General features: G+C 71.9%; 10 protein-coding genes and 2 tRNA genes. 8 read left to right on the top strand and 4 right to left on the bottom strand.

Annotated features, from left to right (window positions below; all coding sequences use genetic code 11):
* Positions 1-184 precede the first annotated feature (184 nt).
* Both CRV15_RS08200 and CRV15_RS08195 read right to left on the bottom strand, forming a co-directional pair.
* The gene (locus CRV15_RS08200) at positions 185-787 is read right to left on the bottom strand and encodes an NUDIX hydrolase (RefSeq protein ID WP_106428607.1); all 603 of its coding nucleotides are present in this window, start codon (positions 785-787) and stop codon (positions 185-187) included.
* A 41-nt stretch (positions 788-828) separates the two neighbouring features.
* Complete coding sequence (locus CRV15_RS08195; protein WP_003953932.1) at positions 829-2,316, bottom strand: zinc-dependent metalloprotease; 1,488 nt, start codon at positions 2,314-2,316, stop codon at positions 829-831.
* A 190-nt stretch (positions 2,317-2,506) separates the two neighbouring features.
* On the opposite strand from CRV15_RS08195, the gene CRV15_RS08190 reads away from it, so the two are divergent.
* The 4 genes from CRV15_RS08190 to CRV15_RS08175 all read left to right on the top strand — a co-directional run bounded on the left by CRV15_RS08190 (position 2,507) and on the right by CRV15_RS08175 (position 5,734).
* Positions 2,507-3,637 carry an SDR family oxidoreductase gene (locus tag CRV15_RS08190; protein WP_003953933.1) on the top strand — a complete coding sequence of 377 codons (1,131 nt, stop codon included), beginning with the start codon at positions 2,507-2,509 and terminating at the stop codon, positions 3,635-3,637.
* 71 nt (positions 3,638-3,708) lie between these two features.
* Positions 3,709-4,167 carry a molybdenum cofactor biosynthesis protein MoaE gene (locus CRV15_RS08185; protein ID WP_003953934.1) on the top strand — a complete coding sequence of 153 codons (459 nt, stop codon included), beginning with the start codon at positions 3,709-3,711 and terminating at the stop codon, positions 4,165-4,167.
* 197 nt (positions 4,168-4,364) lie between these two features.
* A complete protein-coding gene (locus CRV15_RS08180) occupies positions 4,365-4,538 on the top strand; it encodes a hypothetical protein (protein WP_009997479.1) in 174 nt (57 codons plus the stop codon).
* Between the two features lie 107 nt (positions 4,539-4,645).
* Positions 4,646-5,734 (top strand): YlbL family protein, encoded by a 1,089-nt coding sequence (locus tag CRV15_RS08175; protein WP_003953936.1) that lies wholly within the window; start codon positions 4,646-4,648, stop codon positions 5,732-5,734.
* Between the two features lie 88 nt (positions 5,735-5,822).
* Here the strand turns inward: CRV15_RS08175 and CRV15_RS08170 are convergent, their stop codons facing one another.
* Entirely contained in the window at positions 5,823-6,443 is a 621-nt protein-coding gene (locus CRV15_RS08170; RefSeq protein WP_003961749.1) for a PPA1309 family protein, read from the bottom strand.
* 155 nt (positions 6,444-6,598) lie between these two features.
* Between CRV15_RS08170 and CRV15_RS08165 the strand changes: the two genes are divergently transcribed.
* The 4 genes from CRV15_RS08165 (at position 6,599) to CRV15_RS08150 (ending at position 12,782) form a co-directional block, all read left to right on the top strand.
* Positions 6,599-9,559, top strand: a complete 2,961-nt coding sequence (locus tag CRV15_RS08165) for a UPF0182 family membrane protein (RefSeq protein WP_003961750.1) — start codon at positions 6,599-6,601, stop codon at positions 9,557-9,559.
* Positions 9,560-9,671: 112 nt separating this feature from the next.
* Positions 9,672-9,745: transfer RNA gene (locus CRV15_RS08160), tRNA-Met, on the top strand.
* 209 nt (positions 9,746-9,954) lie between these two features.
* Positions 9,955-12,303 carry a tetratricopeptide repeat protein gene (locus CRV15_RS08155; protein ID WP_003961751.1) on the top strand — a complete coding sequence of 783 codons (2,349 nt, stop codon included), beginning with the start codon at positions 9,955-9,957 and terminating at the stop codon, positions 12,301-12,303.
* Between the two features lie 405 nt (positions 12,304-12,708).
* Positions 12,709-12,782: transfer RNA gene (locus tag CRV15_RS08150), tRNA-Met, on the top strand.
* Positions 12,783-12,987: 205 nt separating this feature from the next.
* Here CRV15_RS08150 and CRV15_RS08145 read toward each other — a convergent pair.
* The gene (locus CRV15_RS08145) at positions 12,988-13,404 is read right to left on the bottom strand and encodes a Fur family transcriptional regulator (RefSeq protein ID WP_003953943.1); all 417 of its coding nucleotides are present in this window, start codon (positions 13,402-13,404) and stop codon (positions 12,988-12,990) included.
* Positions 13,405-13,488: the final 84 nt, after the last annotated feature.

Below are 13,488 nucleotides of genomic sequence, written 5' to 3'. Positions count from 1 at the left end.
CGGTGCGGAGGCCGTTCCACGACCGCGTTTTCCTTATTCGTGAATCGCCCTGGAGCGGTCCCCGCCCACGGAGGAATCCCCGCGGATTCCCGGCCCTCCCGGCCATTCCCCCACCAGGGCGGCCGGGATGCGCGCGAGGGGTGACCCGCCGGAGTTCCGGCAGGCCACCCTCGGTGTCCCGGTGTCAGACGACCGGGGACGACGGCGCCGCGAGCGCCGCGCGGGTCCGCTCCAGCAGCCGCACGACCGAGGTGTCGGCCACGTCCGCCACCTCGTCGTAGCCGAACCAGCGCAGATCCAGCGACTCCTCGCTGATCTCCGCCACGGCCCCCGCCGGGGCCAGCGCCGCGTACTGCACATCCAGGTGCCAGTGGCACGGCGCGGGGATCGGATGCCGGTCCAGCCGCACCGGGACACCGCCCCCGAGCAGCGTCAGCCCCCGTACCCCGGACTCCTCGGTGGCCTCGCGCAGCGCGGCCTCCGCCAGCGTCCGGTCACCCGGCTCGCAGTGGCCGCCCATCTGGAGCCACATGCCCAGCTTCCGGTGCAGCGTCAGCAGCACCCGCTCGTGCTCCGGGTCGACCACCAGGGCGCTGGCCGTGAGATGCCCCGCGGAGCAGGACTTCCACATGCCGTCGAGCCGGGCGGCCAGATGGCCGAGATAGAGCTGTCGCAACTGCTCCTGCTCCTCGTGGCCCTCCCGGTCGGTGTACCCCTCCAGCGTCCGTACGGCGTCTCCGTGCAGGCCGGCCGCGGCCGTGTCCTGCCGCCGGTCCGGCCTCTCCACCGCGTCCTCGTCCGTGCCTGTGCCGGTGTTCTCGGACGGGCTCACCGCTCGGAGCCGCCCTCGCCCCGCGCTCCGTCCGTGTCGTCGCCCTCACCGTCGGTGTCCTTGGTGCCCTTGACGTCCTTGGCGCCCTCGGTGCCCCGGTCGCCGCCGGAGCCCTGGGACGCCGCCTCCCCGAGCATCCTGTCCAGCTCGGAGAAGTCGAGGTGCTCGCGGTGGACGAAGCCGTCCGGGTCGTCCAGGTCGGTGGCGGTCGGCAGCATGTCCGGGTGCTCCCACAGGGCGTCACGGCCGTCCACGCCCCGGGCGTCGGTGAGCGAGGCCCACAGCCGGGAGGCGTCCCGCAGCCTGCGCGGACGCAGCTGGAGACCGATCAGGGTGGCGAAGGTCTGCTCGGCGGGACCGCCGGACGCACGCCGCCTGCGCAGGGTCTCGCGCAGCGCGTCCGCCGACGTCAGCCGGGACGAGGCCGCCTCGTGGACCACCGCGTCCACCCAGCCCTCGACCAGGGCGAGCGCCGTCTCCAGACGGGCCAGCGCGGCCTTCTGCTGCGGGGTCTCCTCCGGCTGGAACATGCCCTGCTGGAGTGCTTCCTGAAGCTGCTCGGGGTGGGTGGGGTCGAACTGTCCGACCACGTCCTCCAGCTTCGACGTGTCGACGGTGATCCCCCGCGCATAGCCCTCGACCGCGCCGAAGAGGTGCGACCGCAGCCACGGCACATGGGCGAAGAGCCGCTGATGGGCCGCCTCGCGCAGGGCCAGATAGAGCCGGACCTCCTCCCTCGGCACCCCGAGGTCCTTGCCCAGGGCGTCCACGTTCAACGGGAGGAGCGCGGCCTTGCCGGCGGGGCCGAGCGGCAGGCCGATGTCGGTGGAGCCGACCACCTCGCCCGCCAGCACGCCGACGGCCTGGCCGATCTGCTGGCCGAACATGGCGCCGCCCATGGAGCGCATCATGCCGATCAGCGGGCCCGCCATGGCCTGCATCTCCTCGGGCAGCACACTGCCCATGGCCATGCCGACCCGCTCGGCGACCGGGTCGGCGAGCTGCTGCCAGGCGGGCAGGGTCTCCTCGACCCACTCCGCCCGGCTCCAGGCGACGGCGGTGCTCGCGCCGGACGGCAGCGAGGTCACCCCGTCCAGCCACAGATCGGCCAGGCGCAGCGCCTCCTCGACCGCGGTCCGCTCGGCGGGGCCCACGCTCGCGTCCTTGGTGCCGTCCGCGGTGCCCTGGGAGACGGTCTGGCGAGCGATCTGCTTGGCCATGTCCCAGTTCACCGGGCCGCCCTCGTAGCTGAGCATCTGGCCCAGCTGCTGGAAGGCCGCGCCCAGGTCGGCGGGGTTCAGCGCACCGAACATGGAGGCGAACGGATTGTCCGCGCCACCGGCCCCGGGGCCGAATCCGAAGGGATTCACCGGGGAGGAGCCGCCGGGACCGTGGCCACCTCCGGCGGGGTCCTTCTTCTTGCCTTCGTCGCCGTTCTCCGGCTCCTCCGGCGGAAGGCCGAATCCGAATGGGGTGTCACTCACGGGTTTCCTCGGCTCGTAGGGCCGCCGGCTTCTGCCGACGGCGAATGCCCGACAACACCACCAGCGTAGACATCCGCGCCCGCTGATGGGCTCGGTGCTCCGCGGACTCGTGGCCTGGGGCAGGATGGACGCCACCTGGTACGTACGCGTCATACGCTCACGTACTGAAGACAACCGCTGGAGACACCTGGTGAGTTCCCCAGATCCGCAGGTTCGCGGAGCGCGAAACCGCTCAACCCCGTCCCCCGGCGGCGGGCCCGCAGGACGCGGCCCCGTCGTCGCGGTCACGGGTGCCGCCACGGGCGTGGGCGATCTGCTCACACGGCGGCTCGCCGCGTCCGAAGAGATCAAGCAGGTCGTGGCGATCGACGAGCGCCGGGGCGACGTCTCCGAGGCGCACTGGCACATCCTCGACGTCCGGGACCCGGCGATCGCGGAGAAGCTGCGCGGCGCCGATGTCGTGGTGCACCTCGCACTCGACCTCGACCTGGAGACAGATTCAGCCGCCCGGACCGCGTACAACGTACGGGGAACGCAGACCGTCCTGACGGCGGCGGCAGCGGCCGGAGTGCGGCGGGTGGTCCTGTGCACCTCCGCGATGGTCTACGGAGCGCTGCCGGAGAACGACATTCCGCTGTCGGAGGACGCCGAGCTGCGGGCGACGGCCGAGGCCACCGGCGTGGGCGACCTCCTGGAGATCGAACGCCTGGGGCGCCGGGCGCCCCGTGCCCACCCCGGGCTCAATGTGACCGTGGTCCGGCCCGCCGTCCTGGTCGGCGGGGGCAGTGACACCGCGCTGACCCGCTACTTCGAGTCCCCGCGGCTGCTCGTCGTCGCCGGGTCCCGCCCCACCTGGCAGTTCTGCCATGTCGACGACCTGGTGAGCGCGCTGGAGTACGCCGCCCTGGAGAAGGTGGACGGGGAGCTGGCCGTCGGCTGCGACGGCTGGCTGGAACAGGACGAGGTCGAGGAGCTGAGCGGCATCCGGCGGATGGAGCTGCCCTCGGCCGTGGCGCTGGGTGCCGCGGCCCGGCTGCACCGCATCGGTCTCACCCCGTCACCGGCCGGTGACCTCGCGTACACCATGCACCCCTGGGTGGTGAGCGTGAGCCGCCTCCACGATGCGGGCTGGCGTCCCCGCTGGACCAACGAGGACGTGCTGGCTGCGCTCCTGGAGGAGGTCGAGGGCCGGCACACGGTCGCGGGCCGCAGGCTGGGCCGCAAGGACGCGACGGCGGCGGGCGCGGCCGGTGCGACGGTCGCCCTGCTCGGCACGGCGGCGCTGGTACGGCGGGCCCGCAAGGCCCGACGGCGGATCTGAGGGGGCCGGGCCGCACCCGGGTGCGGCCCCGGGCCGTCCGCGGTGTCAGTGGCATGCGGCACGATGAACGCATGGGCATCACTGACGACCATCCGGGTGAGCGGACGGGGCCGGACCCGATCCGGCTCGTGGCGATCCGGGACACCCCTCTCTCGCTGGACGAGGTCTTCGCGGCGGTGGGCGACGAGGCCGCCGGAGGCACGGCGCTCTTCGTCGGCACCGTGCGCGACCACGACGGTGGGGCCGCGGTGACGGGGCTCGGCTATTCGTGCCATCCGACGGCCGAGGCGGAGCTGCGCCGGACGGCCGCGGAGATCACTGTGAAATACCCGGTCCGGGCGCTGGCGGCGGTCCACCGGGTGGGTGATCTGAAGGTCGGCGACCTGGCGGTCGTCGTCGCGGTGGCCTGCGCCCACCGGAGTGACGCCTTCGACGCCTGCCGACAGCTCATAGACACCCTCAAGCACGAGGTCCCGATCTGGAAGCACCAGACGTTCGCGGACGGCACCGAAGACTGGGTGGGCGCGTAGCGCCCCCGGTGTGGGGCGGTGGTCGGGTGGCGCTCTCAGCGGGGGCGCCGTCGTTCGAGGGACGAGGGGGGCTGAAACCCGCTGGAGTGCCATGCGCCCCGATTTGCGTAACCGCCCCCCTGCCCTGAGCGTTGAACTGGCAGATGACTAATCTGCTGATCACTCAGTTGCGGATGTCATGGGGTAGGGAGGTCGCGATGGCAGCGCTCGCCTGGTTGTTGATTCCGCTCTTCGCTGTTGTCGGTGCGGCGATATGGGGAGGCTGGGCCTCACGGAACCGGACGACCGGCGATGTCGCCGAGCTGGCCGGTTACGCGCGGTTCCGGGACGCGATGGAGAAGGCCGCCTCGGGCGGTTCCCCGGGCAAGTAGCGGGCGGACGGCCGCACGGCCGCCGCCGTCGTGCGCGGGCCGCGGGCCGGACCCGGACGGACCGGCCCCGACAGTGCGTGCAGGGCCGTGTCCCGTACTGTCGTTCCATGCCACGCCGCACCGCGACGATGCTCGCCTCCACCCTGATCTTCATCGCGTTGCTGTGCGCCGGGGTACTCATCCCGGTGCCGTACGCGGAGATGTCGCCGGGGCCGACGGTGAACACGCTCGGCAAGGCGGGAGACGAACCGGTTCTCCGGATCTCCGGCCGCAAGACCTACCCCACCGGTGGCCATCTCAATATGACCACGGTCCGGGTCACGGGGGCCGACTACCGGATGAACCTCGTGGAGACGGTGTACGGCTGGCTCGCCCACGACCAGGTGGTCGTCCCGCACGAGACGCTCTATCCGGACGGGCAGACGGAGGAGCAGTCGACGCAGGAGAACGCGGAGGAGTTCAGCCAGTCGCAGGAGAGCGCGAAGGTGGCCGCGCTGAGGCAGCTCAAGATCCCGGTCAGCTCGCAGGTCGTCGTCTCGACCGTCGTCAAGGACACCCCGGCCCAGGACCGGCTGCACGCCGGGGACGTGATCCGCGCGGTGGACGGCACCGCCGTCGAGGAGCCGGGCGACGTGGCCGGGCTGGTCACCCGGCACCAGCCCGGGGAGAAGGTCGTCTTCACCATCGTGCCCGCCAAGGAAGCGGCGGCGGCGGAGAAGGCGGGCAAGGAGCCGACCGTCGTCGACGAGGTGACCATCACCACCGCCAGGTCGCCGGAGAGCGGCAAGGCGATCGTCGGTATCCAGGCGGGGCTCGACCACACCTTCCCGTTCACGATCGACATCCATCTCGCGGACGTCGGGGGACCGAGCGCGGGGCTGATGTTCGCTCTGGGCATCGTGGACAAACTCACACCCGGTGACCTGACCGGGGGCGAGTTCATCGCGGGCACCGGGACGATCGACGACGACGGGAAGGTCGGCCCGATCGGCGGGATCGAGATGAAGCTGGTCGGGGCGCGGAACGCGGGCGCGGAGTACTTCCTCGTACCGAAGGCGAACTGCGCCGCGGCGGCGGCGGACATCCCCAAGGGGCTCACCCTGGTGAAGGTGGACACCATCGCCGACGCCACAGCCTCGCTGGAGAAGATCAAGGCGGGGCGTACGGGGGAGCTGCCCGCCTGCACGAAGGGCTGACCGCCCGGCCCCGCCCTGCACGAAGGGCTGACCGCCCGGCCGCACCGCCGCGGGGCCGGACCCGAGGGTGGGTCCGGCCCGGCACGGCTCAGGACTCGAAGGTCGCCGCCAGGGCCTCCGCCAGCCCCGGCACCAGGTCGGAGCCGGTGAGCACCTCGTTCGGGGAGTCCTTCGCGCGCAGCCGCAGCGCCGACTCGCGGGCGCCGTCGCGCAGCACGGCGACCGTCATCCGGACCTCCTGGCGGTCCGGATGGGCGGCGACCCACTTCGCCAGGGACTTCTTGTCGAGGTTGTCGGGGACGGACGCCTCGGCCGACGGGGGCAGCATCAGCCGCTCCACCGTCAACGCGCATCCGGCGACCGCGTCCGGCCAGGCGATGGTGGCCAGGAACTCGTCGAGCGCGGTGCCCGCCGGGATCTCGTCCTGTTCGACCGGGGTGAGGACCGGGCCGTTCTCGTCGCCGTCGAGGCCGAGCTGGGCCGCGAGACCGGGTTCCTGGCTGCGCAGCCGGGCGGTGTCGACCAGGGCGAAGAGGCGTGCGGGCTGGTCCCAGCCGAGACCGGAGGCGTACTCGTCGATCTCCAGGACGGCGCGGGTCAGCGGGCTCGCGGCGAGGGGGCCGGAACCGGCCGGGGCCGGTCCGGAGCCGCCGGAGGCACCCTCGGAGGGGCCGCCGGCGGAGGGGGTGGAAGGGGAAACATTGGACATGCCCAATATCCTGCCTCCTTCGGGACCCCAGTCGGGAACTAGGTAAAGCCTCAGTAAGTTGCATGTGTGGGGCTCTAGGATCGCGGGGCCCGTCTGACAGACGCGAATATCCACACCCGACCGCGAACTTCGAGGTGCGCACGTTGGCTTTCCAGATGCCGGACCGCGGCGGAGGCCCCCCGACCGGGCCACGGATCAGAGTGGGCCGCCCCTCCCGGCGTGTCCGCACCCTGCTGATGACTCTGGGGGTGCTGGCGGTCCTGGCCATGGCGTTCGTCATGTTCGCCGGGTTCTGGACCGACTGGCTCTGGTACCGCTCCGTCAAGTACTCATCGGTGTTCACCACCACCCTGTGGACCAAGATCGGGCTCTTCGCCGTCTTCGGTCTGCTGATGGCCACGGCCGTCGGGGTGAACATCTGGCTCGCCCATCGGCTGAGGCCGCCGCTGAGCGCGATGTCGCTGGAGCAGCAGAGCCTCGACCGGTACCGCATGGGCATCGCCCCCTACAAGAAGTGGGCGCTCCTCGCGATCACCGCGCTGGTCGGTCTGATCGCCGGAGCCTCCGCCACCGGCCAGTGGCGTACCTGGCTGATGTGGATTCACGGCGTGCCCTTCGGTGAGAAGGACCCGCAGTTCAAGCTGGACGTGTCGTTCTACGCGTTCGATCTGCCGTGGTACCGCTTCCTGCTGGGCTTCGGCTTCGCGGCCGTCGTCCTCTCGCTGATCGCCGCGGCCCTGACCCACTACCTGTACGGCGGGCTGCGGATCACCAGCCCGGGCGCGCGGGCCACCGGCGCGGCCACGGGGCACCTGTCGGTGCTGCTCGGGATCTTCGTCTCGCTGAAGGCCGTGGCGTACTGGCTCGACCGGTACGGCCTCGCGGTGAAGTCCAGCGACTTCAAGGCCACGGGGAACTGGACCGGTCTGCGCTACGTCGACGCGAACGCCTATCTCCCGGCGAAGACGATCCTCTTCTGCATCGCCGTGATCTGCGCGGTGCTCTTCTTCGCCACGCTCTGGCGCCGTACCTGGCAGCTTCCGGTCATCGGCTTCGGCCTGATGGTCCTGTCGGCGATTCTCATCGGCGGCCTCTACCCGGCCATCGTGCAGAAGTTCCAGGTCCAGCCGAACGAGCAGGCCAAGGAGAGCCAGTACATCCAGAAGAACATCGACGCCACCCGCAAGGCGTACGGGATCGACACGGCGAAGCAGGAGGACTACGCCGGAAAGAGTGATCCCAACCGCAAGGCGCAGCAGCGGGAGGACGCGCAGTCCGCCGCGAGCTACCGCGTGGTCGACTCCAACATCGTCTCGCCGGCCTTCCAGCAGCGGCAGCAGGAACGGAAGTACTACCAGTTCCCGGACACGCTGGACGTCGACCGGTACACCGGTCCGGACGGCAAGCCGCAGGACACCGTGATCGGTCTGCGCGAGCTGGACCTCGACGGCATCCCCAAGCGGAACTGGATCAACGACCACTTCACCTACACCCACGGCTACGGCGCGATCGCGGCCAAGGGCACCAGTGTGGTCACCGACCCGAACGAGGGAACGGTCGGCTCGCCGGACTTCACCGAGGCCGGGCTGCCGACCAAGGGCCAGCTCAGCAAGGACAACCCGGGCGGGAAGTACGAGCAGCGGATCTACTACGGCGAGAAGACCGAGCAGTACTCGATCGTCGGCGGTCCGCAGAAGGAGCTGGACTACGAGGCCAGCTCCGGTGACACCGAGTACACCAGCTACCGGGGCAACAGCGGTGTCAGCCTCTCCAGCACGCTGAACCGGGCCGCGTACGCGGTCGCGTTCAACGAGCCGCAGATCCTGTACTCGGGCGCGGTCGGCGAGGGCTCGCGGATTCTCTACAACCGCACGCCCAAGGAGCGGGTCGAGGCGGTCGCGCCCTGGCTGACGATCGACGGCGACGCCTATCCGGCGGTGGTCGACGGTCGTATCCAGTGGATCATCGACGCGTACACCACGACGAACAGCTACCCCTACTCCTCGCGGACGACCCTGGGGGACACCACCGCGGACTCGCTGACCACCAACCAGCGTGCGGTCGTGGCCCAGCAGAACCAGGTCAACTACATCCGCAACTCGGTGAAGGCGACCGTCGACGCGTACGACGGCACGGTCAAGCTCTACCAGTGGGACACCAGCGACCCGGTCCTCAAGACCTGGATGAAGGCGTTCCCCGACACGGTGAAGTCCAAGAGCGAGATCTCGCCCGAGCTGAAGTCGCACCTGCGCTATCCGCAGGACATGTTCAAGGTGCAGCGCGAGCTGCTGACCCGGTACCACGTCACGGAGCCCGAGCAGTTCTACAGCGGCAGTGACGCCTGGCAGGTGCCGGACGACCCGACGAACAAGAAGGGCAGTGCGGTCCCGCCGTACTACCTGAGCCTGAAGATGCCGGGTGAGACGGATCAGAAGTTCTCGCTCACGACGACGTTCACCCCGGCGGGCCGTCCCAACCTGGGCGCGTTCATGGCGGTGGACGCCGACGCCAACAGCGCGGGCTACGGTTCGATAAGGCTGCTCAGAGTCACGGAGACCGTACAGGGCCCGTCCCAGGTGCAGTCCGAGCTGAACGGTGTGCCGGAGGTCGCCACCTTCGTGCGTGACCTCAGGGGTACCGACTCCGACATCGAGTACGGAAACCTGCTGACCATTCCCCTGGACGGCGGCTTCCTCTATGTCGAACCGGTCTACGCCCGGGGTGGCAGCGCCAACTATCCGCTGCTGAAGAAGGTGGCCGCCGCCTACGGCGGTGGCAAGCCGGTCTTCAAGGACACCCTGGACGAGGCGCTCGACGCGGTCTTCGTCCAGGAGGGCGGTACGCCGCCGCCGACGCCACCGCGGGAGGGTGAGACCACCAAGCCCAAGCCTCCGGCCACCGGGGACGCGGCGCTGCGCGACGCCATCGCCGATGTCCTCAAGGCCAACGAGGAGGCCAACGCGGCGCTGGACAAGGACCCGAAGGACTGGGGTGCGTACGGCAGGGCCCAGGAGGACCTGGAGAAGGCGCTCGAACGGCTCGCCGCGGCCGAGGGCAAGTCCCCGCCCGCGTCCGCGCCGCCGAGAACGTCCGCTCCGTCCGCCGCGCCGTCCTGACGGCCGTCGGCCGGGGTGGCCCCGGCAGTACCCCGGCAGCACCGCCGGGGTACTGCTGAGGCGCCGCTGAGCAGGCAACATCCCGCGTCGTGATAGTGTGGGGACACAACGACGCGGGGTGGAGCAGCTCGGTAGCTCGCTGGGCTCATAACCCAGAGGTCGCAGGTTCAAATCCTGTCCCCGCTACTGCTTTCGAAGAGGGCCCGGATTCCTTTGAGGATTCCGGGCCCTCTCCGTGTGTACGGGTGGGTGGCGGCGGTGAACGGGGGCACGGCGCGGAACGTGACACGGGTAGGGCGTTTGGCTTATCTCTCTGTGGGCATGTCGACAAAACGCTGAAGTGACCTTCCCGGTTGCGGTATACCGGGTGTGAGCGGGTTGCAGGTGGTGCGACGATGGAATATATGGGGGACAGGGCAACTCTGTTGGAGACAGGGCGGTTTGTGCAGCGACATGCCGGGAGCGCAGCGGGACCGGTCCCGCCTGCGCAGGACGGCACCGTCACGACCGCCGCGGCCGCCGTGCGCCAGGACTCCGTGACGGGGCCCGGGAGAGGCACGGGAATCACGAGAACCGCGCGGGACGCCGGAGGGGGAGCCCCGGCCGCCGCGGACATCCGGAGCACCGCGGACACCGGTGCCCGCGACCGCAGTGAGATCGTCGGCGTCGACGCCGTGGAAGCCGCGGGCTCCGAGGAGCGGTACCGGCGCTCCGCCGCCTCCGGGGACATCGCCGCCATGAGCGCGCTCGGCGCGCTGCTGCTGCGCCGGGGCGACCTGGACGGCGCCGAGCCCCCGCTGCGGGGCGCCACCGCGGGCGGGGACCGCGCCGCCGCCAACAATCTGGGCGTCCTGCTCCATCAGCGCGGCTACGCCGAGGAAGCGGCCGGCTGGTGGCGCGTCGCCGCCGTCGCCGGGTCGGCCGCCGCGGCCCACGCCCTGGGGCGCCACTTCCGGGAGCGCGGCGACGAACCGGGCGCCGAGTACTGGCTCCGCCAGTCCGCCGAGCAGGGCCACGCGCTGGGCGCCTACGCCCTCGCCGATCTGCTGGAGCACCGCAGCGACGTGGGCGCGGAGCGGTGGCTGCGTGCCGCGGCCGAGCAGGGCCACCGCGAGGCCGCCTACCGGCTCGCCCGGATGCTGGAGCTGCGGGCGGCGGACGAGGAGCGCCCCGGCGGGCACCGCGACACCGGACCCCACTCGGGGACACGGCACCGCATCGGGGACTTCGGCGCGGGGCGGGACGGGTTCGCCCCCGCGCCGCCGGTCCGGGGGCGCGCGGACACCGCCGGGACCGCCCCCCGCACGTGCACCCGCGCGCCCGCCGCGCCGCACACTCCGGCCACCGGGACCGCGCCGCACGTCCCGCCGACCGGGAAAGGGCCCCGTTCCGGCGGGGAGGCACCCCGTACCGGTGCCGCGGGTGCCGACGGCGGCACACCCCGTACCGGGGCGGGGGCGAGGCCCGCCGGACCCGGCGGTGCGGCACACACCGGCGGCGGGACCGCCGACAGCGCGACGAACCTGCGGCTCCCGACCCTCGACGAGGCGGCCCAGTGGTACCGGCAGGCCGCCGCGCGCGGCCACCGCCGCGCCGCGCTGCACCTCGGCGCCATCCTGGAGAAGCGCGGCGACCTCAAGGAGGCCGGCCGCTGGTACCTCAGCTCCGCCAAGGACGGCGAGACCCGTGCCGCCTGTGCGCTCGCCTTTCTGCTGCGCGACGCCGGGGACGAGGAGAGCGCCGCCGTCTGGTGGCTGCGCGCGGCCCAGGAGGGCGACGGCAACGCGGCCAACGCCCTGGGGGCGCTGCACGCGGCCCGGGGCGAGCCGCAGACGGCGGAGCGCTGGTACCGGGCCGCCATGACCGCGGGAGATGTGAACGGCGCGTACAACCTCGGGCTGCTGTGCGCCGCGCAGGACCGGACACAGCAGGCCGAGCAGTGGTACCGCCACGCCGCCTACGCCGGACACCGGGAGGCCGCCAACGCGCTCGCGGTGCTGCTGCTCCAGGCCGGTGACGCGACCGGGGCGGAGCCGTGGTTCTCCAAGGCGGCCGAGGCCGGAAGCGTGGACGCCGCCTTCAACCTCGGCATCCTCCACGTCGGCCGGGACGACGACCGCGCCGCGCTGATGTGGTACGAGCGGGCGGCGGCCGGCGGCCACACCGAGGCCGCGCTCCAGGTGGGCATCGCCCGGCTGCGCGACGGCGACGAGCAGGCGGCGGAACGCCATCTGCGCTGCGCGGCGGGGGGCGGCAGCGCGGAGGCGGCCTTCCGGCTCGCCACCCTGCTGGACTCCCGTCAGCCGCCGCCCGGGCCGCAGGTGCTCGGCGAGCCCATGGGCGAGAAGACCGAGTGCGAGGAGTGGTACGAGCGCGCCGCCGAGCAGGGGCACCGCCGCGCCCAGGTACGGGTGGGGATGCTCGCCGCCGCCCGCGGCGACATGACCGGGGCGGCCCGCTGGTACCGCGAGGCGGCGGAGGCGGGCAGTCGTAACGGTGCGTTCAATCTCGGGTTGTTGCTGGCTCGGGAGGGGAGTGAACGGGAGGCGGCGCTCTGGTGGAGTCGTGCGGCCCGGGCCGGTCATGGTCGGGCGGCGCTGCGGTTGGCGCTGCTCGCTGCGCGGCGGGGTGAGCTGACCGAGGCGCAGCGTTGGTGTGCTCGCGCTGTGGAGCTGGGGCCCGCCGAGGTCGCCGAGCGCGCGGCCCGGCTCCGTGAGGCGCTGCACCAGGAGCTGACGGCCTGACCCCGGGCAGTCGTAACGGTGCGTTCAATCTCGGGTTGTTGCTGGCTCGGGAGGGGAGTGAACGGGAGGCGGCGCTCTGGTGGAGTCGTGCGGCCCGGGCCGGTCATGGTCGGGCGGCGCTGCGGTTGGCGCTGCTCGCTGCGCGGCGGGGTGAGCTGACCGAGGCGCAGCGTTGGTGTGCCCGCGCCGTGGAGCCGGGGCCCGCCGAGGTCACGGGCCCCGGGCCCCGCGCCTGCCGTCCCGGCGTCCGGCCCCGGCCCAGCGGCCCCCGGCCCGGTCCCGCCCGCCCCAGCCAGCCCGGCCCGGCTCCGACCGGCCTCGCCGACCGGCCCCGTCCCGTTCCCCGGCTCCCCCCGGAACGGATTTGCACCGGCCGGTCGGGTCCCGTAAAGTGGTGTTCACCGACGCGGGGTGGAGCAGCTCGGTAGCTCGCTGGGCTCATAACCCAGAGGTCGCAGGTTCAAATCCTGTCCCCGCTACTGAAACCGAAGGCCCAGATCTCAGGATCTGGGCCTTCGGTGTTTTCGCGTTCCCTCGGCCGCCTGCCCGAGCTTCCTGGGTTTCCGGGTTTCCCGGGCCGGGGTCCGGCAAGACTCCCCGGAGTCGAGGTGTGCCGAGCGTGCGGAGGCCCGGTGCTGTGCGGCACCGGGCCCATGGTGAGGACGGGGTCGATCCGCTCGCGGTTCAGGCGCTCGCGCAGGAGGGGCAGATGCCCCGGTAGGTCACCTCGACATGGGAGACGGTGAAGCCGAACCGCTCGGAGTCGGGCAGATCGGACAGCGGATTGCCCGAGGGGTGGACATCGCGGATGGCGCCGCAGTGGGCGCAGACCAGATGGTGGTGGGGCCGGTGCGCGTTCGGGTCGTAGCGCTTGGCGCGGCGGTCCGTCGCGACCTCCAGCACCTCACCGAGGGTGACCAGCTCGCCGAGGGTGTTGTAGACGGTCGCGCGGGAGATCTCCGGCAGCCGCTCCACCGCCCGTGCGTGCACTTCGTCGGCCGTGAGATGCACATGCTCACCGTCGAGGACCTCGGCCACGACACGCCTCTGGGCAGTCATGCGCCAGCCGCGGCCGCGAAGTCGTTCCAGAAGGTCACTCATAGGACCAGCCTAACAGCGGGGGACCGGGATCCCGAACGGGTGTGACTTTGGATGTTCACTTGACTTAGACAAAGTCCATCGTAG

Source organism: Streptomyces clavuligerus, from assembly GCF_005519465.1.
Lineage (GTDB): Bacteria > Actinomycetota > Actinomycetes > Streptomycetales > Streptomycetaceae > Streptomyces > Streptomyces clavuligerus.
This window is presented reverse-complemented; position numbering and strand designations above follow the sequence as displayed.

Coding starts and splice junctions, on each gene's coding strand:
- CRV15_RS08185 (WP_003953934.1), top strand. CDS start 3,709: ATGGGCATCACTGACGACCATCCGGGTGAGCGGACGGGGCCGGACCCG.
- CRV15_RS08180 (WP_009997479.1), top strand. CDS start 4,365: ATGGCAGCGCTCGCCTGGTTGTTGATTCCGCTCTTCGCTGTTGTCGGT.
- CRV15_RS08175 (WP_003953936.1), top strand. CDS start 4,646: ATGCCACGCCGCACCGCGACGATGCTCGCCTCCACCCTGATCTTCATC.
- CRV15_RS08170 (WP_003961749.1), bottom strand. CDS start 6,443: ATGTCCAATGTTTCCCCTTCCACCCCCTCCGCCGGCGGCCCCTCCGAG.
- CRV15_RS08165 (WP_003961750.1), top strand. CDS start 6,599: ATGCCGGACCGCGGCGGAGGCCCCCCGACCGGGCCACGGATCAGAGTG.
- CRV15_RS08155 (WP_003961751.1), top strand. CDS start 9,955: ATGGAATATATGGGGGACAGGGCAACTCTGTTGGAGACAGGGCGGTTT.
- CRV15_RS08145 (WP_003953943.1), bottom strand. CDS start 13,404: ATGAGTGACCTTCTGGAACGACTTCGCGGCCGCGGCTGGCGCATGACT.